Annotated in this window: 23 protein-coding genes, 1 tRNA gene and 1 pseudogene; 16 read left to right on the top strand and 9 right to left on the bottom strand. The window is 56.5% G+C overall.

Going from position 1 to position 23,577, the window contains the following annotated elements:
* Window positions 1-9: 9 nt before the first annotated feature.
* The gene (locus ACQY4Z_RS02950; RefSeq protein WP_428526532.1) at window positions 10-1,596 is read right to left on the bottom strand and encodes a SpoIIE family protein phosphatase; all 1,587 of its coding nucleotides are present in this window, start codon (window positions 1,594-1,596) and stop codon (window positions 10-12) included.
* A 351-nt stretch (window positions 1,597-1,947) separates the two neighbouring features.
* Here ACQY4Z_RS02950 and glyA point away from each other — a divergent pair, with 351 nt between their 5' ends.
* The 9 genes and pseudogenes from glyA to ACQY4Z_RS02905 all read left to right on the top strand — a co-directional run bounded on the left by glyA (window position 1,948) and on the right by ACQY4Z_RS02905 (window position 11,388).
* Window positions 1,948-3,255 carry a serine hydroxymethyltransferase gene (gene glyA / locus ACQY4Z_RS02945; RefSeq protein ID WP_422024387.1) on the top strand — a complete coding sequence of 436 codons (1,308 nt, stop codon included), beginning with the start codon at window positions 1,948-1,950 and terminating at the stop codon, window positions 3,253-3,255.
* Between the two features lie 28 nt (window positions 3,256-3,283).
* Window positions 3,284-3,760, top strand: coding sequence for a transcriptional regulator NrdR (gene nrdR / locus ACQY4Z_RS02940; RefSeq protein WP_133950560.1), 477 nt, complete (start codon window positions 3,284-3,286; stop codon window positions 3,758-3,760).
* A gap of 14 nt (window positions 3,761-3,774) precedes the next feature.
* A complete protein-coding gene (ribD, locus tag ACQY4Z_RS02935; RefSeq protein WP_428526529.1) occupies window positions 3,775-4,902 on the top strand; it encodes a bifunctional diaminohydroxyphosphoribosylaminopyrimidine deaminase/5-amino-6-(5-phosphoribosylamino)uracil reductase RibD in 1,128 nt (375 codons plus the stop codon).
* A 1-nt stretch (window position 4,903) separates the two neighbouring features.
* Entirely contained in the window at window positions 4,904-5,515 is a 612-nt protein-coding gene (locus tag ACQY4Z_RS02930) for a riboflavin synthase (protein WP_428526527.1), read from the top strand.
* 168 nt (window positions 5,516-5,683) lie between these two features.
* Window positions 5,684-6,133 (top strand): 6,7-dimethyl-8-ribityllumazine synthase, encoded by a 450-nt coding sequence (gene ribH, locus ACQY4Z_RS02925; RefSeq protein WP_209173509.1) that lies wholly within the window; start codon window positions 5,684-5,686, stop codon window positions 6,131-6,133.
* Window positions 6,134-6,138: 5 nt separating this feature from the next.
* On the top strand, window positions 6,139-6,672 hold the full coding sequence (gene nusB / locus ACQY4Z_RS02920) for a transcription antitermination factor NusB (RefSeq protein WP_428526524.1): 534 nt from the start codon (window positions 6,139-6,141) through the stop codon (window positions 6,670-6,672).
* A 2-nt stretch (window positions 6,673-6,674) separates the two neighbouring features.
* Entirely contained in the window at window positions 6,675-7,673 is a 999-nt protein-coding gene (gene thiL / locus ACQY4Z_RS02915) for a thiamine-phosphate kinase (protein WP_428526522.1), read from the top strand.
* 135 nt (window positions 7,674-7,808) lie between these two features.
* A pseudogene (locus tag ACQY4Z_RS02910) lies at window positions 7,809-9,032 on the top strand (MFS transporter).
* A 217-nt stretch (window positions 9,033-9,249) separates the two neighbouring features.
* Window positions 9,250-11,388, top strand: coding sequence for a sodium-translocating pyrophosphatase (locus tag ACQY4Z_RS02905; protein WP_306146763.1), 2,139 nt, complete (start codon window positions 9,250-9,252; stop codon window positions 11,386-11,388).
* A 78-nt stretch (window positions 11,389-11,466) separates the two neighbouring features.
* Here the strand turns inward: ACQY4Z_RS02905 and ACQY4Z_RS02900 are convergent, their stop codons facing one another.
* A complete protein-coding gene (locus tag ACQY4Z_RS02900; RefSeq protein WP_428526520.1) occupies window positions 11,467-11,904 on the bottom strand; it encodes an outer membrane protein assembly factor BamE in 438 nt (145 codons plus the stop codon).
* Window positions 11,905-12,018: 114 nt separating this feature from the next.
* Here ACQY4Z_RS02900 and ACQY4Z_RS02895 point away from each other — a divergent pair, with 114 nt between their 5' ends.
* From ACQY4Z_RS02895 to ACQY4Z_RS02870, 6 genes are all read left to right on the top strand, one after another.
* Window positions 12,019-12,564 carry a ubiquinol-cytochrome C chaperone family protein gene (locus ACQY4Z_RS02895; RefSeq protein WP_428526518.1) on the top strand — a complete coding sequence of 182 codons (546 nt, stop codon included), beginning with the start codon at window positions 12,019-12,021 and terminating at the stop codon, window positions 12,562-12,564.
* A gap of 24 nt (window positions 12,565-12,588) precedes the next feature.
* Complete coding sequence (locus ACQY4Z_RS02890; protein WP_428526516.1) at window positions 12,589-13,164, top strand: YceD family protein; 576 nt, start codon at window positions 12,589-12,591, stop codon at window positions 13,162-13,164.
* A gap of 204 nt (window positions 13,165-13,368) precedes the next feature.
* Window positions 13,369-14,433, top strand: coding sequence for a phosphate acyltransferase PlsX (gene plsX / locus ACQY4Z_RS02885; protein WP_209177536.1), 1,065 nt, complete (start codon window positions 13,369-13,371; stop codon window positions 14,431-14,433).
* Window positions 14,430-15,407, top strand: a complete 978-nt coding sequence (locus ACQY4Z_RS02880) for a beta-ketoacyl-ACP synthase III (protein WP_428526514.1) — start codon at window positions 14,430-14,432, stop codon at window positions 15,405-15,407. The genes plsX and ACQY4Z_RS02880 overlap by 4 nt, the downstream gene beginning before the upstream one ends.
* A gap of 142 nt (window positions 15,408-15,549) precedes the next feature.
* The gene (locus ACQY4Z_RS02875) at window positions 15,550-15,855 is read left to right on the top strand and encodes an integration host factor subunit alpha (RefSeq protein WP_040451807.1); all 306 of its coding nucleotides are present in this window, start codon (window positions 15,550-15,552) and stop codon (window positions 15,853-15,855) included.
* A gap of 8 nt (window positions 15,856-15,863) precedes the next feature.
* Entirely contained in the window at window positions 15,864-16,466 is a 603-nt protein-coding gene (locus ACQY4Z_RS02870; RefSeq protein WP_428526511.1) for a MerR family transcriptional regulator, read from the top strand.
* A 3-nt stretch (window positions 16,467-16,469) separates the two neighbouring features.
* Here ACQY4Z_RS02870 and ACQY4Z_RS02865 read toward each other — a convergent pair whose 3' ends face one another.
* The 3 genes from ACQY4Z_RS02865 to ACQY4Z_RS02855 all read right to left on the bottom strand — a co-directional run bounded on the left by ACQY4Z_RS02865 (window position 16,470) and on the right by ACQY4Z_RS02855 (window position 20,434).
* Window positions 16,470-17,798, bottom strand: coding sequence for a hypothetical protein (locus ACQY4Z_RS02865; RefSeq protein WP_428526509.1), 1,329 nt, complete (start codon window positions 17,796-17,798; stop codon window positions 16,470-16,472).
* A gap of 120 nt (window positions 17,799-17,918) precedes the next feature.
* Window positions 17,919-19,127: a glycerophosphodiester phosphodiesterase family protein gene (locus ACQY4Z_RS02860; RefSeq protein WP_428526507.1), complete on the bottom strand. Its 1,209-nt coding sequence runs from the start codon at window positions 19,125-19,127 to the stop codon at window positions 17,919-17,921.
* Window positions 19,128-19,198: 71 nt separating this feature from the next.
* Window positions 19,199-20,434, bottom strand: coding sequence for a cytochrome P450 (locus tag ACQY4Z_RS02855; RefSeq protein ID WP_428526505.1), 1,236 nt, complete (start codon window positions 20,432-20,434; stop codon window positions 19,199-19,201).
* A gap of 274 nt (window positions 20,435-20,708) precedes the next feature.
* Here ACQY4Z_RS02855 and ACQY4Z_RS02850 point away from each other — a divergent pair, with 274 nt between their 5' ends.
* On the top strand, window positions 20,709-20,894 hold the full coding sequence (locus tag ACQY4Z_RS02850; protein WP_428526503.1) for a hypothetical protein: 186 nt from the start codon (window positions 20,709-20,711) through the stop codon (window positions 20,892-20,894).
* Between the two features lie 62 nt (window positions 20,895-20,956).
* On the opposite strand, the gene ACQY4Z_RS02845 is transcribed toward ACQY4Z_RS02850, so the two are convergent.
* The 4 genes from ACQY4Z_RS02845 to ACQY4Z_RS02830 all read right to left on the bottom strand — a co-directional run bounded on the left by ACQY4Z_RS02845 (window position 20,957) and on the right by ACQY4Z_RS02830 (window position 23,486).
* The gene (locus tag ACQY4Z_RS02845) at window positions 20,957-21,541 is read right to left on the bottom strand and encodes an SOUL family heme-binding protein (RefSeq protein WP_428526501.1); all 585 of its coding nucleotides are present in this window, start codon (window positions 21,539-21,541) and stop codon (window positions 20,957-20,959) included.
* Window positions 21,542-21,754: 213 nt separating this feature from the next.
* Complete coding sequence (locus ACQY4Z_RS02840; RefSeq protein ID WP_428526499.1) at window positions 21,755-22,840, bottom strand: matrixin family metalloprotease; 1,086 nt, start codon at window positions 22,838-22,840, stop codon at window positions 21,755-21,757.
* 235 nt (window positions 22,841-23,075) lie between these two features.
* The gene (locus tag ACQY4Z_RS02835) at window positions 23,076-23,285 is read right to left on the bottom strand and encodes a hypothetical protein (protein ID WP_428526497.1); all 210 of its coding nucleotides are present in this window, start codon (window positions 23,283-23,285) and stop codon (window positions 23,076-23,078) included.
* A gap of 124 nt (window positions 23,286-23,409) precedes the next feature.
* Window positions 23,410-23,486: transfer RNA gene (locus ACQY4Z_RS02830), tRNA-Pro, on the bottom strand.
* Between the last annotated feature and the right edge of the window lie 91 nt (window positions 23,487-23,577).

Raw genomic sequence — 23,577 nt, 5'->3', positions numbered from 1 at the left:
TTCGGCCTCCTACTCAGCTGCCTGCTTGTGCGCTGGATTGTTTGAACGTGGCGTCACCGCCAGAACCGTGTAGTCGTCCCGCGCGGGCTCTGAGCCGCGATAGTCTTCCAGGACAGATTTCAGCTTTGAAAGCTGCGTTTCGAGATCTGCGTAGGCATTGGCCTCCAGAACCTCGAACAAGCGTTTCCGGCCAAAGGCGCGTTTGCGTTCGCCGCCAATGTGATCGGTTGCTCCGTCCGTCGCCAGATAGAAGGTTTCGTCTTCTTCGACGTCCAGATGATGCACCTTGAAGCTTTCCGGGCGGCGTAGACTGCGGTACCCAAGCCGGTGCCGGTCTGCCGGGATCCGCTTGATTCCGTCTGAGGATTGGACGTAGAGCGGAATGCCAGCCCCGATGAAGGTTAGGGTGTTTTCGGCAGGGTCATAGATTGCCAAGGCGGCTTCAAAGCCATCATCGGACGTTTGGTTATCGTTCCCCGCATCCGAAGGCCGATCTTGGCCAAGGCGCTGACGAACACCCCGATCGAGATCCAGCATCAATCGCTCAGGGTCGGCGAGTTCTCCAAGGTCCAGGAGTTTTTTCAGCTCTGAAGAGACAACCATGGTCAAAAGCGCGCCGGGAACCCCGTGCCCGGTACAGTCGGCAACGAAAAACACTGTTTTGCCATCGACTTCCGAAGACCAAACAAAGTCGCCGCTGACGACCTGCAGCGGCTCCCACAGCATCGCAGCATCCTTGACCGATGTCCGCATGTCCGTGACATCGGCGAGCACGCCTTGTTGGATCTTGCGCGCGTAGTGGATGCTTTCCAGGAGCTGCTCATTGGCCTCTTTCAGCTCGATCCCGCGCTTTTCTGAAATACCCAACGTCTTTTGAAGTTGCGCCATTGTTTCGCGTATTTTGCGGGCCATCGGTTGGAAGATGAAAACAATTTCCAATAGGATCAGAAGCAGTGTCAGAGCCCACATTGCCGTGATGAAACGGTCCAATGCATGAAGGGACTCTTCGCCTTCATCCTGAAACACGCGGACAAGTGTGTTCAGTTTCACCGGCAGTTCCAGATTGGCCATCTGTACGATTGCGTCGATGTCTTCTTGCCGTGGCGGTTCAGATTGTGCGACAGAGACGGCCCGGTTGATAAAGTCCCGCAACAAGGGATCAAGCGGATAATTGCCGCCAAAAAACGCGCCCTGGAGAGCCGGCGAGAGATCACCTGCCGGAACATCTTCAGCAGCGCCGACATGGCAGCTGATGCCCTCGCCAAGTGCCTTTTTGATCCGGTCAATATCCGTTGAAAGAAGTGCCGTATGCGCGCGCATCATCTGGTCTGCGCAACCGATCAACATGAAACTTGGGCTGGCTCCGTTGACACGCTCAAACCGGCTCATGTCCTGAGCGACCATCGCAATGCGCTGGCTGAGCATGCGCTGCCGACCTGCCAAGTTCACTTCGGCACCAATGCGATGCTGGTCTGCAAGAAATCGTGTATCCGCAACCCAGATAGCAGTCACGGCGAAAGCAATGAGACCCAAGCCGAGACTGTAGGCCATGGTGGGCAGGTTCTGCTTGTCTTTCAGCCAGCCAAGTATCTTCATGTCCCCGGGCCCAATACAAGTTACAAAGTTTTTCCCAACTCGCATTAGTCTTCAATTTCGTTTGGAAACGATTAAAGAGAGCTTCAGTCTTTTGTAGAAAGACGGCGGATATCTATTCTACTAGTTAAATACATCAGTGTAATTGTGCGGGCAGCAAATACCCTTAGGGGAGGTCATGCTGAGCAGGAAACCGAACCATGCCGGTTTCAAGAAGCCCCGCGTCGCTGTTGCTCTTGGTTCCACCACAAGGCTGTGTTACTCCCACGCCACATGATGGCGAGATGGCGTTGGCCCTGAAAACGGCCCGGACCCTGAAGCCGTGCTACGAAACAACACAACAAGGATGGTGCTATGTCTTTGATGGAATCCTCCGATCAATCCGTTCAGTCGGATTTTTTCACCCGCGGTCTTGCTGAAGCAGATCCGGAACTCTTCGGCACCATCGAAAAGGAACTCGGCCGCCAGCAACATGAGATCGAGCTGATCGCGTCTGAGAACATCGTGTCACGTGCTGTTCTTGAAGCGCAGGGCTCTGTGCTGACCAACAAATACGCCGAAGGTTACCCGGGCCGGCGCTATTATGGCGGTTGTGAATTCGTCGACATGGCGGAAAACCTGGCCATCGATCGCGCAAAGAAGCTCTTTGGCTGTGGCTTTGCCAACGTTCAGCCGAACTCCGGCAGCCAGGCGAACCAAGCGGTCTTCCTTGCGCTGATCAAGCCGGGTGACACCATCCTCGGCATGAGCTTGGATGCAGGTGGCCACCTGACCCACGGCGCCAAGCCGAACCTTTCCGGCAAGTGGTTCAACGCTGTTCAGTACGGCCTGAACGTTGAAACCGGTCTGATCGACTATGACGCTATGGCAGCCTTGGCTCGCGAAACCAAGCCGGCCTTGATCATTGCCGGTGGATCTGCGTACTCACGTCAGATCGATTTTGCCAAGTTCCGCGAAGTTGCGGATGAGGTCGGCGCGTATCTGATGGTCGACATGGCGCACTTTTCTGGTCTGGTAGCGGCTGGCGAGCATCCGAGCCCGTTCCCATATGCCGATGTTGCCACCACCACGACCCACAAGACCCTGCGCGGTCCGCGTGGCGGCATGGTGCTGACCGACAAGGAAGAGATTTCCAAGAAGATCAATTCCGCGGTTTTCCCGGGTCTCCAGGGCGGTCCGCTGATGCACGTAATCGCCGCAAAGGCGGTGGCGTTCGGAGAAGCTCTGACGGACGACTTCAAAAGCTACATCCGTGCCGTTCGTGAAAACGCTCAGGTTTTGGCTGAAACTCTGCGCGAAGGCGGTATGGACATCGTCTCCGATGGCACCGACACGCACCTGATGCTGGTGGACCTGCGTCCTAAAATGCTGACCGGCCGCGATGCAGAGAAGTCTCTCGGTCTGGCAAACATCACCTGTAACAAGAACGGTGTCCCGAACGATCCGCAAAAGCCGATGATCACCTCTGGTGTCCGTCTCGGCACGCCTGCGGCGACCACGCGCGGCTTCGGCGTTGCGGAATTCCGCGAAGTTGGCCTGTTGATCACGGAAGTGTTGGACGGTTTGAAGGCTGCAAACAGTGAAGATGGCAACGCGGCAGTTGAAGCCGCAGTCAAAGCCAAGGTAGAAGCACTGACAGCACGGTTCCCGATTTACGGGTAAAGACCGGCTCGGTCAGGAGCTTTGACATATGAAATGTCCGTTTTGCGGCGGCGAGGAGACCCAGGTAAAGGATTCCCGCCCCACCGAGGACAACACAGCCATTCGCCGCCGCAGGATCTGCAACACCTGCGGCGGCCGATACACGACATTTGAACGTGTACAGCTGCGTGAGTTGATGGTGCTGAAGCGGTCTGGCCGCCGGGTGCCGTTCGATCGCGAAAAGCTGATGCGGTCCGTTCAGATCGCAGTGCGCAAGCGCCCGGTCGACCCGGAGCGGATCGAGCGCATGGTGAGCGGCATCGTACGCCAGCTGGAAAGCTCCGGCGAAAGCGAGATCACTGCCGAGACCATCGGCAACCACGTCATGGAAGGGCTCAAGGGCGTTGATGACGTGGCCTATGTCCGGTTCGCATCCGTTTATAAGAATTTCCGTGAGGCCAAGGATTTCGAAGCTCTCCTCGATGAGCTGAGCGATCCTGTGACACCGGTCTCCGACAAAGACTGATTTCCGGCGCGCTTATGTCTTCAATTACAGAAACCGACAACCGGTTCATGGCGGCCGCTGAACGGCTGGCCCGGCGGGGGCTTGGCCGCGTTTGGCCAAATCCGTCTGTCGCCGCCATGATCGTTCAGGAAAACTCCGACGGCGTCCCTGTGCTTGTGGGCCGCGGCGTCACGTCCCGGCCCGGAATGGCGCACGCGGAAGTCAACGCCCTCAACCAGGCCGGTGAATTGGCCAAAGGCGCAACGTGCTACGTTACCCTGGAGCCTTGTTCGCATTACGGACGCACGCCCCCGTGTTCGCTGGCGCTTATCGAAGCCGGTGTGTCGCGAGTCGTTGTCGGAATGCTGGACCCGAACCCGCGTGTCTCCGGACGGGGTGTCGGCATGCTTCAGGATGCTGGCATTGAGGTGGTCACAGGCGTCCGGGAACGGGTCCTCACAGATCTCTACCGAGGTTTCACCTACCGGCAGCGCCGGCATCGGCCATCCGTTTTCCTAAAGCTTGCGGTGTCAAAAGACGGCTTCATTGGCCGGGAAGGGGAAGGCCAGATCAAGATATCCGGGCCGATCTCCATGCGTATGGTCCATGGGTTTCGGGCCGCATCAGACGCGATCCTGGTTGGTATCGGCACCGCGCTGGCCGATGATCCCCAACTGACCTGCCGTTTGCCGGGGCTATATTCCCGCTCGCCGGTTCGGGTGGTGGTCGACCGGCAAGCCCGGCTTCCGCTCAACTCCAAGCTTGTCCGGACCTGTGTGGACGTCCCCGTTTGGCTGATATGCGGAAACGGCGCGGATGCCGATCAGGTCAACGCGCTGGCTGCAGCCGGTGTCAATATCATCCGCGTACCGGCCACACCTTCCGGCATCGACCCGGATGTGATCTTGAGCGCTCTTGCAACGCGCGGCGTGACCCGTGTGATGGTTGAGGGCGGCGCACGGCTTGCCTCCTCTTTCCTGGACGCCGGGCTGGTGGACGATCTTTGCGTTGTCACCGGAGACATCGAGATTGGCGAGGGCGGAATACCTGCCTTGCATGACCTTGATCTTGCAAATGTCCTGACCGACCCCCAATTTGCCCGCATCGGAGCCGGGTACCTTGGGGCCGACCGATATACTTACCTCAGAAAGAGTGGAACCTGACATGTTCACCGGTATTGTGACCGACCTCGGCGAGATTCAGTCCGCGTTGGACATTCCTGCAGGCAAGCGGACCCGCATCAAGACCGTGTACGACACGGACAGCTTCGATATCGGGGCGTCCATTTCCTGCGACGGCGTCTGCCACACGGTGACAGCCAAGGAGAACAGTTCAGGCGGTAACTGGTTCGAAGTTGAATCTGCCGCCGAAACCCTGGCGTTGACGAATGTCTCTGATTGGAAAGAGGGGCAAAAGCTCAACCTGGAGCGCTCGCTGACCATGGGGGCGGAGCTTGGCGGTCACCTGGTTCTCGGCCATGTTGACGGTGTTGCCGAAATCACCAAGCGCGAAGATCATCCAGACAGCGTCTATTTTCAGTTTCGTGCACCGCAGGATGTCGCCAAGTTCATCGCCAAAAAAGGATCCGTGGCACTCAACGGTACATCGCTGACCGTCAATGAGGTCGACGGTCTTTTGTTTTCCGTCTTCCTGATCCCGCACACGCTGGAAGTGACCAACTGGTCAGAGAGCAAGGCCGGGGACCTCGTCAATCTGGAAGTGGATATGATGGCGCGCTATGCGGCACGTCTTGCGGAATTCACCAAGACCGGGTAGGGGACGGTCCCAACACTTTCAAGCAGATCTGAAGCCTGGACCCGAGCACATCGGATCGGCGGAACCAGATGGCAGCTATGCCGTCCGGTCTTAACGGTCTTGCAGGAATGACACTGGACAAACCGGGGCAGACGTGGTTCCTGTCGCGGCCTTACAAAGGATCAAGCTATGAGCGCTGCACCGAAACTCTTGATCATTGAAGCCCGCTTCTATGACGACCTCGCTGATTCCCTCGCCGAAGGCGCTATCGCAACGCTAGAAGCTGCGGGTGCGACTTATGAGCGTGTGGCCGTCCCTGGTGTTCTGGAGATCCCGGCAGCGTTGTCGATGGCCATGACTGCCATGGAGAACGAGGGCGCGCTCTACGATGGCTTTGTTCTTCTGGGTGTGGTGATCCGCGGGGAAACCACGCATTACGACATCGTGGCAAATGAATCCAACCGCGTGATCATGGACTTGATCGTCGATGCGGATCTTGCTGTCGGAAATGGTATTCTGACAGTCGAAAACAACGAGCAAGCGTGGGCCCGCGCAAAAGTTGGCGACAAGAACAAGGGCGGAGCAGCGGCTCAGGCAGCTCTTGACATGATCGCCCTGCGCGAACGCTTCGGAGTATAAGAAAAATGACCGGAAAGGCCGACCCGGACAAACCGGCACGACACAAAAACGACAACGCAACCCGCCCCGCCAACAAGCGTGGCGTTGCCCGTCTGGCTGCCGTTCAGGCTCTATATCAAATGGATATTGGCGGCGCACCGCTGACCAATGTTGTGAGCGAATACACGGCGTTTCGTTTGGGCAAGGAAATCGACGGCGAACAGTATCGCGACGCCGACGAGCAATGGTTCAAGCACATCCTGGCGGGCGTTGTTGCGGACCAGAAGTTTCTGGATCCCTACATCCATACTGCCTTAAAGGAAGACTGGCCGCTCAAGCGGATCGACAGCCTGCTTCGGGCCATCTTGCGCGCTGGAGGCTATGAGCTTCTGCGGCGCAGGGATGTGCCGGCCAAGGTGATCATTTCCGAATATATCGATGTTGCTAAAGCGTTCTTCGAGGATGATGAACCGGGACTGGTCAACGGTGTATTGGACCGGTTAGCCCACGAGCTGCGAAGCCCGGAATTCGACGTCAAGGACGCGGACGGACAGGCCTGAACATGGCCGCCGACCGGCCCGGAGAGTTTGAACTGATCAAGCGGTTTTTTGCGCCCTTGGCAAAAGATCCTGGCAGTCTTGGCTTGACGGACGATGCTGCGGTTCTCAAGCCCCGGCCGGGTTTCGATCTCGTTCTGACAAAAGACGTTCTGGCCGCCGATGTTCACTTCTTTGCCGAAGATGCCCCGGAGGCCATTGCAGCCAAGTCTTTGCGAGTCAATCTTTCCGATCTGGCAGCAAAGGGAGCCACACCGCGCGGTTATCTTCTCGGCATCGCGCTGCCCAAAGGCTGGACGGCGGATTGGCTCGAGCGCTTCTGCAAGGGACTGGCTGCCGATCAGGCCGCTTACGATATTCAACTCCTTGGCGGTGATACCATACGATCTTCCAATGGCTTGCAGGTGTCTATTACCGCAATAGGTGAAGTCTCAAGCGGACAAGCCGTCCGCCGCTGCGGTGCCAAAGCCGGTGATATCTTGTTTGCAACGGGCACGATCGGCGATGCCGCCGCGGGACTGAAGGCACGGCTCGACAGCGGTTTTGCAACCACAACCACTCTTGCAGCAAGTGACGAGGCGCACATCCTCGATCGCTATCTGCTGCCGAGGCCGCGCACCCGTTTGGCGCCCTTGATTGTCAAATACGCCACCGCGTCCATGGACATTTCCGACGGTCTCTTGTCGGACGCAGGCCATATGGCTTCGGCGAGCTTTTCCACCATTCAGATCAATCTGGAAACAGTGCCGTTGTCACCTGCGCTGACCCATCTGCAGATCGCGGCTTCGGACGTCTTTTTCGCGTGTCTAAATGGCGGCGACGACTACGAGATTCTGGTTTCAGTTCCTGAAGCCGTTTCGCAGGACTTTTCGGCGGAAGCTTCACAGCTCGGGTGCCCCGTGACTGCCGTCGGCAAGGTCGTGGAGGGTGAGGGGAAAGTTGATCTGCTCGACAACGGTGTTCCCGTATCTGCCGATCTTCAGAACGGTTTCAGGCACTTCTAAGAGGGCCTGCTTCAACTTGATCGAAAAAGGCGCCGCGGTGCTTTGCGAGTTCCCGCAAGCGTGATAGGCAAGGTGTCTTTCCCATGCCAAAGGCGATCACGCCCTGAGGCCTTGTCCCGTTTGAGATCCTGATTGATGACTGCTGTTGCGCAAGACGCCTTTGTCGACGACCGTTTGGCCAAAAGAAATGCCGTTCTTCTTGCTCTGGCCCAGGCGCTTGGAGGGGCATCCGCCTCCATCGTAATCACGACGGGATCGTTGGTCGGGTACATGATGCTCGACGAAGACAAGGCGTTGGCGACTGTACCAGTATCCGCCATGGTTCTCGGAACCGCATTTGGCACGATTCCCGCCGGAATCATCATGCGGCGCTTCGGCCGCCGGGCCGGGTTTATGGGTTCCGCCATGGTGGGTGTTGCCTCTGGTCTGCTTGCCGCTTACGCCGTGCTGCTGAACCACTTTCTGCTGTTTTCCTTTGCTTGCGGTTTGGGTGGTTTCGCAGGAGCCTTCGTCCAGCAATACAGATTTGCCGCCGCCGATACGGCGAGTGATGCTTTCAAACCCAAGGCGATCTAGTGGGTCCTAGCCGGTGGGGTGCTTGCCGGTGTTGTCGGACCTCAAACCGTCATTGCCACCAAGGACATGTTTGCGCCGATCCTGTTTGCCGGAACCTATGTCGCACAGGCCGGCCTCGCCTTGATCGCAATGTTTTTGCTGGCCTTTATCAAGATCCCGAAGCCGCCGCGTCAAAGCCACAAGCAGGCTGGTGGACGGCCACTTGGGCAAATCATGAAACAGCCGCGCTTCATCGTGGCGGCAGCATGTGGCATTTGCTCCTACGCTTTGATGAGCCTTGTGATGACCGCAACACCGCTTGCCATGATCGGCTGCGGACTGAGCGAAACGGACGCTGCGCTTGGAATCCAATGGCATGTTCTGGCCATGTTCGGTCCAAGCTTCTTCACCGGCAGCCTTATTGCGAGATTTGGCAAGGAACGCATCGTCTCGATTGGTTTGGCGCTTTTGGCCGGCTGTGCCGTAGTCGCCCTCATGGGGCTGGAGCTCGCCCATTTCTGGACGGCTTTGATCCTCCTCGGCCTCGGCTGGAATTTCGGCTTTATCGGTGCAACGGCCATGCTGACCGATACGTATCGTCCGGAAGAGCGCAATCTCGTTCAGGCCGTTAATGATTTCCTCGTCTTTGGATTCGTTGCGGCAGCGTCCTTCTCGTCCGGCGCGCTTCTCAACGCGTTCGGCTGGGCGACGGTCAACATCCTTGTGTTCCCGTTCGTTGTGTTGTGCATCGGTTTGTTGATCTGGCTCGCATTGGCAGAAAGAAAAGCCGTTACAACCGCTTAAAGTCTCTGCGCAAATTCACTTCGCCATTGCAGCATAATTGCTGCGCTGCGCAAGTTAATGACGCAACGGCATATAGAAATAATACAATCGAAGTGCTTGACGCCCCGCGCTGCTTTGCTGCTATCGTGCAGTTGCTTCACGCTGGGGAATTCAGGTGTGAGGCGATATGGCGGGTAAAACTACAACAACACCGCCCGCCACAGCCTTGGGAGGAAGCATGATCGAGCTTGTCGTCATCATTATTTGTGGCCTCTTGTCCATCGCGTACGGCGCATGGGCAATTCAGTCCGTTATGGCAGCGGACGCGGGGAACGCCCGCATGCAGGAGATTGCTGGAGCGATCCAGGAGGGGGCCAGCGCATATCTTAACCGTCAATACACAACAATTGCCATTGTCGGTGCTGTTGTTTTTGTTCTTGCATGGATCCTGCTTTCCGGACCTGCTGCGATCGGTTTCCTCATCGGGGCCGTGTTATCCGGGGCCGCCGGATACATCGGTATGATGGTGTCTGTCCGGGCCAATGTGCGCACCGCCCAGGCCGCAAGCCAAAGCCTGGGTGCGGGACTGGAAGTTGCTTTCAAGGCCGGTGCTGTCACCGGCCTTTTGGTTGCCGGCCTCGCGCTTCTGGGCGTCGCCGTCTACTACATGATCCTCACTGGTCCGATGGGCTACGCGGCCAGTGACCGGGTGGTGATCGATGCGCTGGTGGCGCTCGGTTTCGGCGCATCTCTGATTTCCATCTTCGCCCGTCTTGGCGGCGGCATCTTCACCAAGGGTGCGGATGTCGGCGGTGACCTTGTCGGCAAGGTGGAAGCGGGTATTCCGGAGGACGATCCGCGCAACCCGGCGACCATTGCGGACAACGTCGGCGACAACGTGGGCGACTGTGCCGGTATGGCGGCCGACTTGTTCGAAACCTATGCTGTGACCGTGGTCGCAACGATGGTTCTGGCGTCGATCTTCTTCACCGGTGCCCAGGCAACCGAGTTGATGCTGTTGCCACTCCTGATCGGAGCCAGTTGCGTGGTCACGTCCATAATGGGAACGTTCTTCGTCAAACTCGGCGAAAACAACTCCATCATGGGCGCGCTCTACAAAGGCTTTATCGCCACAGCCGTCTTGTCTGCGGTTGCCCTGGCCATCATCGTCTTCGGCTGGCTGGGCGCAGGGACCGAGTATACGACCTCCGGCGGCGCAAGCTTCACCGGGTTCGATCTCTTCATCTGCGGCGTGATCGGTTTGATCGTGACTGGCCTCATCATCTGGGTGACGGAGTACTACACCGGTACAGACTACCGGCCGGTGAAGTCCATCGCGCAGGCCTCTGTAACCGGACACGGAACCAACGTGATCCAGGGTCTTGCGGTCTCCCTTGAGGCAACAGCGCTTCCGGCAATCATCATCATCGTTGGCATTCTGTCGACGTATGCCTTTGCCGGGCTCTTCGGCATCGCAATCGCGGTGACGACGATGCTTGCGCTTGCGGGGATGGTCGTCGCGCTCGACGCGTTCGGCCCGGTGACCGACAATGCCGGCGGTATTGCTGAAATGGCGGATCTACCGGCAGAAGTCCGGACCACAACAGATGCGCTCGATGCGGTTGGTAACACCACGAAAGCAGTGACCAAGGGCTATGCGATCGGTTCTGCCGGTCTTGGGGCCCTGGTGCTGTTTGCTGCTTACACGGAAGATCTCAAGTTCTTCAGCGCCAATGCGCAGGAAGGGTCGATCTTCTACGGCATCTCCGTGGACACCCTGTTCTCCTTGTCCAACCCGTATGTCGTTGCCGGTCTGTTGTTTGGCGGATTGCTGCCGTATCTGTTCGGCGGCATTTCGATGACTGCTGTGGGCCGGGCCGCAGGGGCCGTGGTGGAGGAAGTCCGCCGCCAGTTCAAGGAAAAGCCGGGCATCATGGAAGGCACGGAACGGCCGGACTATGGCCGGGCGGTTGACATGCTGACAAAGGCGGCGATCAAGGAAATGATCATCCCGTCGCTGCTGCCGGTTCTCTCGCCAATTGTCGTGTTCTTTGTGGTGCGTGCGGTGGCAACACCTGCGGATGCTTTTGCTGCACTCGGTGCGATGCTGCTTGGTGTGATCGTCACTGGTCTCTTCGTGGCGATTTCCATGACCGCCGGGGGCGGGGCATGGGACAACGCCAAGAAGTCCTTTGAGGACGGTTTCACCGATAAAGACGGTGTGACGCACCAGAAGGGCGGCGAAGCGCACAAGGCGTCTGTCACCGGTGATACCGTGGGGGATCCCTACAAGGATACTGCAGGTCCCGCGGTGAACCCGATGATCAAGATCACCAACATCGTGGCGCTCTTGCTGCTCGCGGTTCTTGCGCACTGATCGGCATCGAAGCCAAGAAAACAGAAAAGCCCCGGTCGAGTGACCGGGGCTTTTTTCTTTATCCAAAAAGCGTGCGGCTTATAGACCCAGGCCCGGGTTCGCCGCGCCCTTGAGGATCTGGCTGAGGAAGCCGTAGTCTGCGCCGCCGGTGCGGGTTGTCCGGGTCACAATGTCGACGATCTTGCCATCTTCAAGGGTGTAGTTGCCCATGTCCTTCACAAAGCCGTCTTCATCGAAGTAGACGGCAACAACCCGCTGTTCGACGATGTCGGGTGCCAGGAAGGCTGTCGTCGCGGTTTTTTGCGAGATGTAGTAATACGCATCGCCGTCAAGACTTGACCTGGTCGACGGCGAACCCAAAACAAGTTCTACCTGTTCGCGGCTCGAGCCGACTTGAACCTGGCTCATCATGTTGGACGTGATGACATGGCCGTGCGTGTAGGTAGATGTGAAACAGCCACCAAGGGGCAGAGTTGCCATCAGGGGAAGTAACAGGGCGCAAGCCTTGAGGTTCATCTATGAAGTCCCGTAATGCCAGATCAGTCCGGCTGTATGTCAATTTCGTTGCTTGGCAAAGTCACTATCGTGGGATAGGGCACAAGGCAACACCTGAATTCTAAGGAGACCGCCATGATCCTCGGCTTGTTCCGCCGCAGATCTCGTGACGCCGAACACAAAACCTACTGTGAAATCGTGGCTCAAGCACGGCAGCCCGTTTTTTACACGGATTTTCTTGTCCCCGACACAATAGATGGGCGTTTCGACCTCATCGTATTGCACGCTGTCCTTTATTTTAAGCGCATGCAGGGTGAAGGCAAGAAGGTCGCCGAGTTCACGCAGGATGTCTTTGATCTCTTCTTTCAGGACATGGATGCGTCCTTGCGCGAAATGGGTGTAAGCGATACACGCGTTCCCAAGAAAGTCCGGAAGATGGGCGAGGCGTTTTTTGGCCGCGCGGATGCTTACATGGCAGCCGTTGAAGCCGGAAACGCAGAGGACCTCGCGCAGGCCCTTGGCCGCAATATCTACACGGACAAAGAAGAGCCGATTGCTCAGGAAAGTCTTGCTCGCTATGTCATCGCTGCCGCTGCAGAGCTGACGGGGCAAGATACGCAGGACCTTTTGAACGGTGACATCAGTTGGCCGGATCCTGCACCGTTCCTGTCGGAAAAATGAACAAAAAGACGAGCCTCAAAAGACATGGCCAATGAAACCTTTCCTTACAGCCATAAGGTGAACGCGGCGCGGGTCGTGGACAAGGATGAGAAAATAACCGTGACGGCAAACGAGGGGGACCGGGCTGCGATTGCGAAAGCCTATGACCTCGATGGCGTCAAAAGCCTTGTCGCAGATCTTGTTCTAAAGCCGTACCGGAAAGCCGGACTGCGGGTTGCTGGACACATCACGGTAGAACTGGAGCAGACCTGCGTCGTTTCTTTGGAGCCATTCGTCCAGGAACTGAAACTCGACATCGACCGGACTTTTGAGCCGCATTCCAGCCGGCCTCGGAAAATCCGCGATCTCAACGAGGATGGTGAAATCGAGATTGATCTTGAATCGCTGGATCCGCCCGATGTCATAACCGACGGCGTGCTCGACCTTGGCAATGTCATATGTGAAGAGCTTGCGCTTGCGCTTGATCCGTTTCCGCGTAGACCCGGTGTCGAGTTTGACGGAGGCGAGGAAGACGCTGATCCTTCAGAGCCAATTGAGGAAACCGGCAAATCCTCTCCATTTGCCGCACTCAGCGCATTGAAAGAACCGCCCCAAAAATAAAGCCAAACGGGATGGGCCTGCGATTACCGACGCGTAAGCGGGCGCTTTTTCGTGCAAGCTGCCATGCATTGGCAGGAAAACGGTTGTCACCTCAGCCAAAACCTTTATGTTCGCGCCCGGTTCAAGACCCCTTAGGGACCGGTTCAACATCTGTGACAGCGAGGCAATCTCCGCCTTGCCGGTAAACGTTTAAAGACTTTCTAAATGGCGAAAACGATTCCGATTTCACTTGATGTCATGGGAGGCGACCACGGAGCCGAGGTCGTGATCCCGGGCGCTGAAATTGCGCTTGTCCGGCATCCAGATATCCGGTTCCTGCTGTATGGCAATGAAAACGTCGTCCGTCCGCTTCTCGACAAATATCCTCGCGTGCGCGATGCCTCCGTTTTTCATCACTGCGAAGTCTCCATCGCGATGGACACCAAGCCCAGTCAGGCGCTGCGCCAGGGGCGGTGGAAGTCCAGCATGTGGAAATCCATTGAGGCTGTGAAAACCGGCGATGCTGCCGTATCTGTTTCCGCTGGCAACACCGGCGCGTTGATGGCCATGTCCAAGTTCTGCTTGCGGACAATGGCCAACATCGAGCGTCCGGCGATTGCGGCCATTTGGCCAACCTTGCGGGGCGAATCCGTTGTGCTCGACGTTGGCGCGACCATCGGCGCAGATGCTCAGCAGTTGATTGATTTTGCCATCTTGGGTGGAGCAATGGCGCGGGCGCTGTTCGGCATTCAAAAACCCACTGTTGGCCTCCTGAACATCGGCGTCGAAGAGGTCAAGGGACTGGAAGAGGTGCGCACGGCGGGACGCCTGCTGCGCGAAACGCCGCTACGCTCCTTGCAATACTCCGGCTTCGTCGAAGGCAATGATCTGGGAGCCGGCACGGTCGATGTTGTTGTCACCGAAGGTTTTGCCGGCAACATCGCGCTGAAGACGGCAGAAGGAACAGCCAAACAGATCGGCAGTTACCTACGCTCGTCCATGAACCGCACTTTTATGTCGAAACTCGGCTACCTATTTGCCAAGGGCGCTTTTGACCTGCTGCGCGAGAAAATGGACCCGCGCAAGGTCAACGGCGGGGTGTTCCTTGGCCTCAACGGCATTGTCATCAAAAGCCACGGCGGAACGGATGCGGAAGGGTTCGCATCGGCCATCGATCTGGCTTACGACATGGTGAAAAACGAACTGACGCACAAGATCGCGCAAGATCTTGTGCATTACCATCGCGGGCGCTTCGCTGAAGCGGCGCCGACATCGGAAGGTGATTTGTGAGCGTTATCCGTTCAATCGTTACTGGTACCGGAAGTTATTTGCCGGAAAAAATCCTGACCAACAGCGATCTGGCCAAGATGGTCGACACTTCGGACGATTGGATCGTTCAGCGCACCGGCATTCAGCAGCGCCATGTCGCAGCTGAAGGGCAGGTGACTTCGGATCTCGCAGTCGAAGCCGCTCTGCGTGCCCTGGAAAGCGCCGGCAGGAAAGCAGACGACATCGATACGATCATCCTGGCGACAGCGACGCCGGACAACACGTTTCCGGCGACCTCCGTTTCCGTGCAAGCCCGTCTCGGCATCAACCATGGCTTTGCATTCGACGTCCATGCGGTTTGCTCAGGCTTCGTCTATGCACTCACGACAGCAGACGCCTATATCCGCGCGGGTATGTCCAAACGCTGCCTTGTAATTGGCGCAGAGACCTTTTCCCGAATTCTGGATTGGAACGACCGGACCACGTGCGTCTTGTTCGGTGACGGCGCTGGGGCTGTGGTTGTCGAAGCGTCAGTTGGCGAAGGCAATACGTCCGACAGGGGTGTTCTCACGTCGCATTTGCGCTCGGATGGCCGTCACAAGGACAAGCTCTTTGTTGATGGCGGGCCGTCTTCGACCCAGACGGTTGGCTATCTACGGATGGAAGGCAAGGAAGTCTTCAAACATGCCGTTGGCATGATCACGGATGTGATTGAAGATGCATACTCCGCCACGGGCATGACGTCCGAGGATCTGACCTGGTTTATTCCACACCAGGCCAACAAACGCATTATCGACGCCAGTGCGAAGAAGCTGAAGATCGCGCCGGAGAAGGTCGTGACCACCGTTCAGATGCACGGAAACACGTCCGCAGCCTCCATTCCGCTGGCGCTGGATCTGGCCGTTCGGGACGGACGTGTCAAAAAAGACGATCTCATCATGCTTGAGGCGATGGGCGGTGGATTTACATGGGGCTCTGTGCTTTTGCGCTGGTAAGTATTTCTGACGGTGCAAGAAACAAATCGCAGTCCGATTAAGACTTCCTGTTGACCGGGTCCCTTTGAGGCAATACCGTGAGAGCCTGCTGTAGAGTTTCTGTGTAAAATCAGCCAGATCAATGGCGTCCTGAGGAGGGGTTATGGGCAACCGGACTATTACCCGAGCGGATCTGTGTGAAGCCGTTTATCAGAAGGTGGGTCTTTCTCGGACCGAGTCTTCGGAATTGGTGGAGCGCGTTCTTTCCGAAATTTCCGACTGTCTCGTGACAGGAGAATCGGTAAAATTGTCTAGCTTCGGGTCGTTCGTCGTCCGCTCTAAAGGGGAGCGCATCGGCCGCAACCCGAAGACCGGCGAGGAAGTTCCGATTTCCCCACGCCGTGTGATGGTCTTCAAGCCATCGAATGTCTTGAAACAACGGATCAACGACGCCCTGACCGGCAGCTAACGGGTTGCATGAGCTCACAGGACAAAAGCCCAGACGCTTTTCGCACCATCAGCGAAGTCGCTGAGGATTTGGATTTGCCGCAGCATGTGCTGCGTTTCTGGGAAACCCGCTTTTCGCAAATCAAACCGCTGAAACGGGGCGGCGGCCGCCGTTATTACCGGCCAGATGACGTTGAGCTCCTCAAGGGAATCCGCCATCTTTTGTATGGTGAGGGTTACACCATCAAGGGTGTGCAGCGGATTCTGAAGGAGCAGGGTCCGAAATTCGTCATGCAGATCTGGCGCGAGGATGCCGATCCGCTCATCGTCAACCAGCAAATCAAGTCTTCAGCACCGGCTCCTCTGACAGAAGAAACGATACACGGCGAAACGGTCAGTGGGGCAATGCCCACAGGATCGGTGCCGCATGATGTCATCGACGGTGAAGCCGACAAACCTGCTGAGGGGCAGGGTGGCAGCGGCTTTGGTATTTTGAGCCGCTTGCGGGGTGAAAAGCCCGAGAGTGCGGTCGCAAGTTCTGCAAAGGCGATCTCGAAAGAAGATATCCGCCGCCTTCAGTCCACTTTGTTCGAGCTGCTGGAATGCAAGCGCACGTTGGACCGCGCGCGCTGAAATCTACTTGCGCTTCAAAAGCCGTCCAAGAAACCCTCGGCCCTTCTCCGGCTGCTCAGCGTCTTTTTCTTGTTGCGCTGCAAGCGCGATCTGACGCAGTTCATCCATGGATGACCGCTTTCTCGATACAGTCTCTGATCCATCAGAAGCCAGTTCAACGGTCGGTTTGTCCTTGCTGACTGCATGCAGCAGGCCTTGATGCTGCGCATCATCAGGCTGTGAAGCTTCTGCTGAAGACGCCAAGGGCGCCCGGCGTACCGGTTTTGTGCGGTTTAGCGCCGCGGCCTGGGCAGTGTCCGAAGCCTTCTTCCGGTTGAGTTGTTCCAGAATGGCAGCGTCGATCGGGTCATCCGGATCAAGAACGACCTCTTCGCCACCGTCAACGCGTTCACCTGTCAGTTCACCTTCGTTGTTGTATTCCTTGTAGATGGTTGGGACAGGCTCTCTCTCGATACCCAAAGATGGATTGTGGACGACCTTCAGCTCAATGCGCGGCGCGCCGCCGTCTTGTGGCGGGTGATGAAGCACTTGGATTTTTTCGTTCTCATCGGTTCCGAAAACATCACCGCTTTGGAAGATCTTGCCGCGTTTGAGAGTAAACCCAATGAAAGAATAGAGCCGTTCAATGAGGTAACCGGTTGGCAGATTGCAGGGTTTGAATTCCACTGCGTAGCCAATCACGGCCGTTGCACCCGATCCAATTACGCCAACGAGCTTTTCACCAGTCAGTGGAGACTTCTCGCTGTAGAGGTGCGGGTGAACATAAAGAAGAAGCGGCGTGTCTTCATCGGAAATCAGCTTGAACGTGTCTGGCGTCATAAGAAAAAAACTTGGCGCCCAAAAAACAGCGGAGGGAGATGAGGCGGCCTCCACGCTGGCGGTAATTGCCTTGACAATCGCCATCGCCGTCTCGCTTTCACGGCTGTTGCCGAAGGTTGCGACCTCCTTGCCAATCTCCTGCATTGCGCCTTCAGGAAAGGCCTCAATTGGGATGATGCCCTTTTGAACCGAGACTTGTGTGTAGTCAGTTGTCGCTGCGACAATGTCTGCGGCCTCCGGAAAGTTGCTCTGGACAGAGGAGCTGTTCAATGCGGTTTTTAGCAAGGCGTTCGCTTCAAACGGCACGGTCTGGGTCACCAGGATATGGTAGTTGCCACACAGCACCCGGATATCATGTTCCGTGGAGGTTTGCAGAAGTCTGCACTCTTCAGCGGGCAGCCCGGCAGCGACAGCCGCGCGCACGATCATTTCCAGGATGGAGTTACCGGCAATAGGCGCGTTCCGCTCCATCAACACCTGAGCATCTATGCTCGGGATCGGGAAAATCTTCATGGAGCGATACCTTACGGACGAAATATCCAGGAGATCTTAACGAAGCGCGCGCTAGAAAAAAGCATCAATTTTGCGTGTGCTGCGCACATCTCTCAAAAAAGGCAATTTCTTTAACACCACCTATTTCAGCCCCATGCAGGAGGCGTAAAAGGTCGTCGTGGCAGGCCAGTCGGAGAAAAGCCCCACGACCCCGGCCTCCTGCGCAAGGACATCGACCACCTCATAAACGCGGCCATCGCCGTCCATTGCATCCTTGACCGTCTGGAAATACCAGCCACCGCCTGTATTAAGCGGACCGGATCGCTCCAGTGTCCAGGTGATGAGATTAAGCCCTGCCTCCTTGGCCGCAAGTGCATAGGCGGAGGCTGCAATTTCCCCGTCCTCCAGCGTCAATAGCACCCAGAGCGGGGGTGCAATGTAGTTGACGCCCATCGCCTTCATTTCTTCCATCGTTGGAGACAGGGAAGCCGGGTCCATTGGGCTAAACCCGTTCTGACGGAAGCGGGCATCTAGGAAAACAGCCTGTTTTCCGAACTCCGGCTCGTTCTTGATCCAGTAAAGAACATCATTGAGATTGAACGACTGGGGGAAGACATCAGAGGCCGGAACACCGGCGGCCTTGTAGTCGTCGATCAGTTTCTGCGCGTAGTCTTCCTGGCTGAAACCGTCGAACGGCATATCCACCGACGGCGATTTGAGCTCCGGTGTAAACTTCACACCGAGGTCCTTGAATAAGTCAATCGATTCCGCATGGGTCATCAATGTGCCTGTTGCCGCATAAAGGTCTGTGCGCCATCCCGCTGTGCCATCCATATAGGCGTCAACGGTCGTGGCGCTCCTGTCGGCAGCGTCCATTTTGCCCTGGAGTGTCTTGAACTCGGCAAGCGTCAGGTCAGAGGCCCTGCATTCTGCAGAGGCTTTATTGCTGCCATCCGCCGGGGTGAAGCCTTTCGTGCAGTTTTCTGCCAGATCCGTTGCCAGTATATCGGTGGTGGTGTGCAGATCATTCTGGGCGTGACGGCAGACAAGTTCCTTGTCCTTGGTAAAGGTGACGTCGCATTCCAGAATGCCTGCGCCCATGAGGGCCGCCGCCTTGTAGCTTTCCACCGTGTGTTCAGGAAATTGCAGCGCCGCGCCCCGGTGGCCGATGGAGAACTCGGTGCGTTTTAGCGGTTGGCCGATACAGGCCTCCAGCTTGTCCTTCAAGGGTCCTTCGGCCATTTTGTCAACAAGGTAGTAGGGACGGGGGCCGAGCTCGATCGTGTCGGCAATGGCTGGAGCTGACAATACAGCAAGTGCGGCAATCGAAGCTGCTTTGGCAAAGCGCATGAGGATGAAAATCCTTGTTCTTTTGAGCGGCCGGGGTAACCCGGTTGAATGCAATCAGACTACTGTTTTTGTCAGGCAGGCGACCAGCGAATTTTCAGCGCCTCCGGCCCCCGGACCGACAATCCGCGCTTGTAGCGGACATCTTCCGCTGCAAGTTCAATCCTGGAAAACCGGCGCAGCAGAGTTGAGAAGATAATGTCCATGTCGAGCCGGGCGAGATGGTTGCCTAGGCAGAAATGGGCACCGCGGCCGAAGGCGATGTGCCAATTGGGCGACCGACCAACGTCAAAAGTATCCGCGTCCGGGAATTGCTTTGGATCGCGGTTGGCGGAGCCGTAAAGTACGCCGAACTTAGTGCCGCGTTCGAACTTCTGGCCACACACCTCCATGTCCTGTGTCACATAGCGATGGAAGAAGGGGAGGGGCGATTCATACCGGAACATTTCCTGAACCGCCGTTTTCATCAGGTTTTGATCGTCCCGCAGCCTTTGCATCTGATCCGGGAACTTCAAAAGCGCATGCATACCGCTGCCCAGAACGTCGATGGTCGATCCGTGCCCGGCCATCAGGATCAGCATCGCTGTTGAAATGAATTCGTCCTCGTTCATGTGGCCGGCTTTTTGGGCCTCGATCATCACCGAAATCAGGTCATCTTTCGGGGCAGCCTCACGCTGGCGCTTCAGATCCGAAAGGTAGTGATAGAACTCAGTCGTGTTGCGCTCAGCCAGTTCCTTGCGCTCGTCAGACCGGTCGATGTCGAAGTACTGAACAATGTTCTCCGACCAGATGCGCAGCTGAGGGCAGTCCGCGTCCGGAACGCCAAGAATGCGCCCGATGATATGCCCTGGAACATGGGCGGCAAGAGCCTCGATGAAGTCGATTTCCTCGCGGTCGGCCAGACCGTCTACAAGGCTGTCGACGTAGGTCTGGATCTCGTCCCGGAGCTTGTTGACCATCACCGGGGTGAACAGTTTGAACACCTGTTTGCGCAGCCGGTCGTGCACCTCGCCGTCGCTGTCGAGCAGGGAAAACTGCACGAAGCGCGAATGGTGCGGCATGTCGTGCCAGTTGCCGTCGCGCTTTTGTTTTTCAATCTCTTCGGCGCTCGCGATATGCTCCATGGACCGGACCATGTGTTCGCTCATCACGATTTCAGAGACATCGTCAAATCGCGCGGCCAGCCAGACATCAAAGTCCTCAAAATAGGTCAACCCCTCTTTGGCCCGCAACGCTGCATAAAACCGGTGGGGATCCTGTGCGAAGGCATCGGAAAGGGGATCAAACTCAAGATCGGATGTCTGGCTCATTCTGGGCTCTGGGTAATTTGACAGGTAGGGACGGCACCCGCTGCGATTCGCAAGGCCGTTCAGTGGTTTTGAGAAATACAAGCGAAAAGGATTTGAAACCACCCGCCGAACGTGTTTTCCGCAGGTCCGGGGCCCATGTGAGGACATCGGCTGGGGATTGTGAGGAAAGGACAGAATTGACAATGAGGCCGGGCGCGGCGGCTCTCCTAAGGTCGGCTCACGCCTGCTACAGGCGCTGTCTCAATAAACGATGGCGGAAGAACGGGGGGCTCAAATGCAATTGCCGGAACGGTTTCATGAGGAATACGAGACCTTTTTGCTGGAAACCGGCTTCGATGATCCGGACCCGCAAACCCTTTTGATGGAACTTGCGTCACTCAGCATGGAAGTCTACCTGAAAGAAATAGCGTGGCTGTCGGATTTTCTCGGGCGCTTGGAAAAAGGACGCGAGGTGGCCTGAGAGTAACGGGTGCCTGGCTGATAGCCGACCCGCTCTAGAAACCGATGCAACACTCACAGATGTTATCGGGATAAGGGAATTTGAACTTCGTTCCTCCGGAAGGGCGGCAGTGTAAAGGGCGCATTGAAATAGGCGAAAACGGTCGCTCCAGCTGCCTCTAAGCCGTTGTCAGATAGATGTTTCTCCAATGTCTGCAAATGCCGGTTGAAGTTTCGATCGGTCCACATGCCGGAAAACCGGATGGCGGCGACCTTCTTTCCTTTTACATTTACAATCCTGATCCGATCATCATTCGGCCGTGGCGCAGTGCGCACCGTGTATTCTGATGGCAGGTAAAAAGCGACACGCCACTCTCCATTCCCAGCCTGCTGCTGCGTGACCGGGGCGGTCATTGCAATTTCCGCCGGCTCCGCTTGCTGGCGGACGGGGGCTGTCATCTCGATTTTGTTGCTGCCTTGATTATCGCCAGAAATGTAGCGGAACAAAATCCTGAAAGCCTTGCGGGTCGCGGCGCTTCGATCGCCCGCAACGGTTACCTCTGCGGCAGCCGTATTCTTATACCGCCGGATCTCGATTGGGCCATCGGACGAGAGGACCTCGTAACTCGGCTGTTCGAGTGCTGCGGCGGCAGAAGACAAAATGGCCAAAAGCGCGACAACTGCTGAACCTGCGATTCCCAGCCATCCTGGTTTCCGGAGGTGAAGCGATTGAGGTGTGTGCATCATAAGTCAAATATGGGGCAGTACCGAACAAGAGCCACACCACGCGTGTCATTCATGCCTGAACGCCAAGTAGCCGTCCTTCAGATCCAGCCATGAAACCAGTTTCTCGTTCAGTTACTCAAGCAGTCGGTATGTCACCTATGCAACATCAACGTACCCAACAATCCCTTCATAATTGTACTGGGACAAGGTGGCGATCACATTGTCTTTTTCGGCCTCATTCGCGGTGTAGAAATGAGTGCCGGTGTCCGTATTGAAGAAACGATAAAGTGCAATGTCGTCTGAATCCGCCGTGCTGTGAAGGTGATAGGCGACACCCTCGTAATTGAACTGCGAGAGCGTGGAAATTACGGAATCCCTTTCTGCGGCGCTCGCCGTGAAGAAATGGGTTCCGGTTTCCGTATTGTAAAAACGGTAGAACTCGACCGCATTGGCATCGGTGCTGTTCACGCTTTTATAGGCAACACTTTCATAGCTGTATTGCGCCAGGTTGGTGCTGATTGAAACGGCTTCAGTGTGATTTGCTGAGTAAAAATGCGTGCCGGTGGAGCTGTTGAAGAAGCGGTAAACCCCCAAATCAACTTCGGGGATCGTTACCGTCGGAGTTGTTGGGGTCGTCGTCGCCGCCCCATAGATCGCCTGGACGGCGTTGATGTCATCCTGCGTCAGTGACGTGCCATAATTCTCGTTGACGACCACAGCAGCCATGATCGCGTTCGGATCCTCGCTGTGCCCAATCCCCAATGCGTGTCCGATTTCATGGATTGCCGTACTCAGGAAAGCCGTTGTGGTCCAGTTTTCTGCCGTGTCAAAGATGACTTGGACGGAATCTGTTGTATAGGTGGCTCCACCGTCACTGCTGGAAAACAGAGAGTCCGCAAACCCCAGCGTGTTGCTCAGGCCGTCGATTGCGTCCATTGCAAATCTGATTTGGACAGAACTTGCATCTGTCACTTCCCGAAAGCTGATATCGGCCACTTGCGCCCACGCATCAAATGCATCGCGCACCGCTTGTTGAAAATTCGGGTCCGTAATCGCGGCATCGGAAGCGTAGGCAGTTCCACCGGCTGTTCCGGTCAACGTCGTTGTTGCAAAGCTCCAGGAAACTTCACCGCCAGATGTGCCTGGGGTTCCGCTTGTCCCCCACTTGGGGAGCGGGCTGTAGAGCACGTAGTCACTGACAATGTTGAAATCGCCTTGCGTGCGCTCAGCGGTCCAACTCAAGCTGCCTGTTTTCTTTCCATCCGAGTTATAGCTTAGTGAGAAGTCAGCTATCGGGCTGCCGCAGATAATGCACATAGTATCTCCCCGCTTGATTGCTGTTCCTACCGCCTCCGCTCAACTATTTGAGAATTTTTTCGTATTATCTCCCAGGCATAATTGCGTTTGAGGTCGGAGGGACAATTCGTCTGACCGCAGTTGTATCATTCTGAGCGTCGTAGATGCCTTAAGGTAAGACTTATGAAAGCACGCTTGGACAGGCACCGCAATTCCGCAAAGCTACAAACAGCACAGAGGTCCTTGGCAGTTCAAAGTTGAAGACTTCGCGGAGGCCCGAGAGTTTGCTTTGGAGGCTGACTGGGGCGGTCTGGAACTCCCAGGTCGCAATCGTTCGGGAGATGAAGGCGCAGCCGGTGCCTTTGTAGGCAGCGCGATAATCGTGGTTCATGGCCCGATTATCCGACCGGAGTTGGGGGGGTGTCGTCCTGGTTTTGGCAGGGTTTATCGCGGCAGATTTGAACACATGTTCAAACCCCCACTTCACAAAATCGAAGATAAGTTATTGATTTTGTTGGTCGGGCAGGCCGGATTTGAACCGACGACCCCTTCACCCCCAGTGAAGTGCGCTACCAGGCTGCGCTACTGCCCGAACAGGCCCTAACTATCGCGTTCGCAAAGCACGCGCAAGATGCTTGTTGGCAGGCGTGCGGTGGTTTTGCCCAGCTTGTCGTATCCGCCGG

This window comes from Roseibium sp. (genome assembly GCF_965276855.1).
Classification (GTDB): Bacteria; Pseudomonadota; Alphaproteobacteria; order Rhizobiales; family Stappiaceae; genus Roseibium.
The sequence above is the reverse complement of the archived record's forward strand: the minus strand, read 5'-3'. Positions and strand labels throughout refer to the sequence as shown.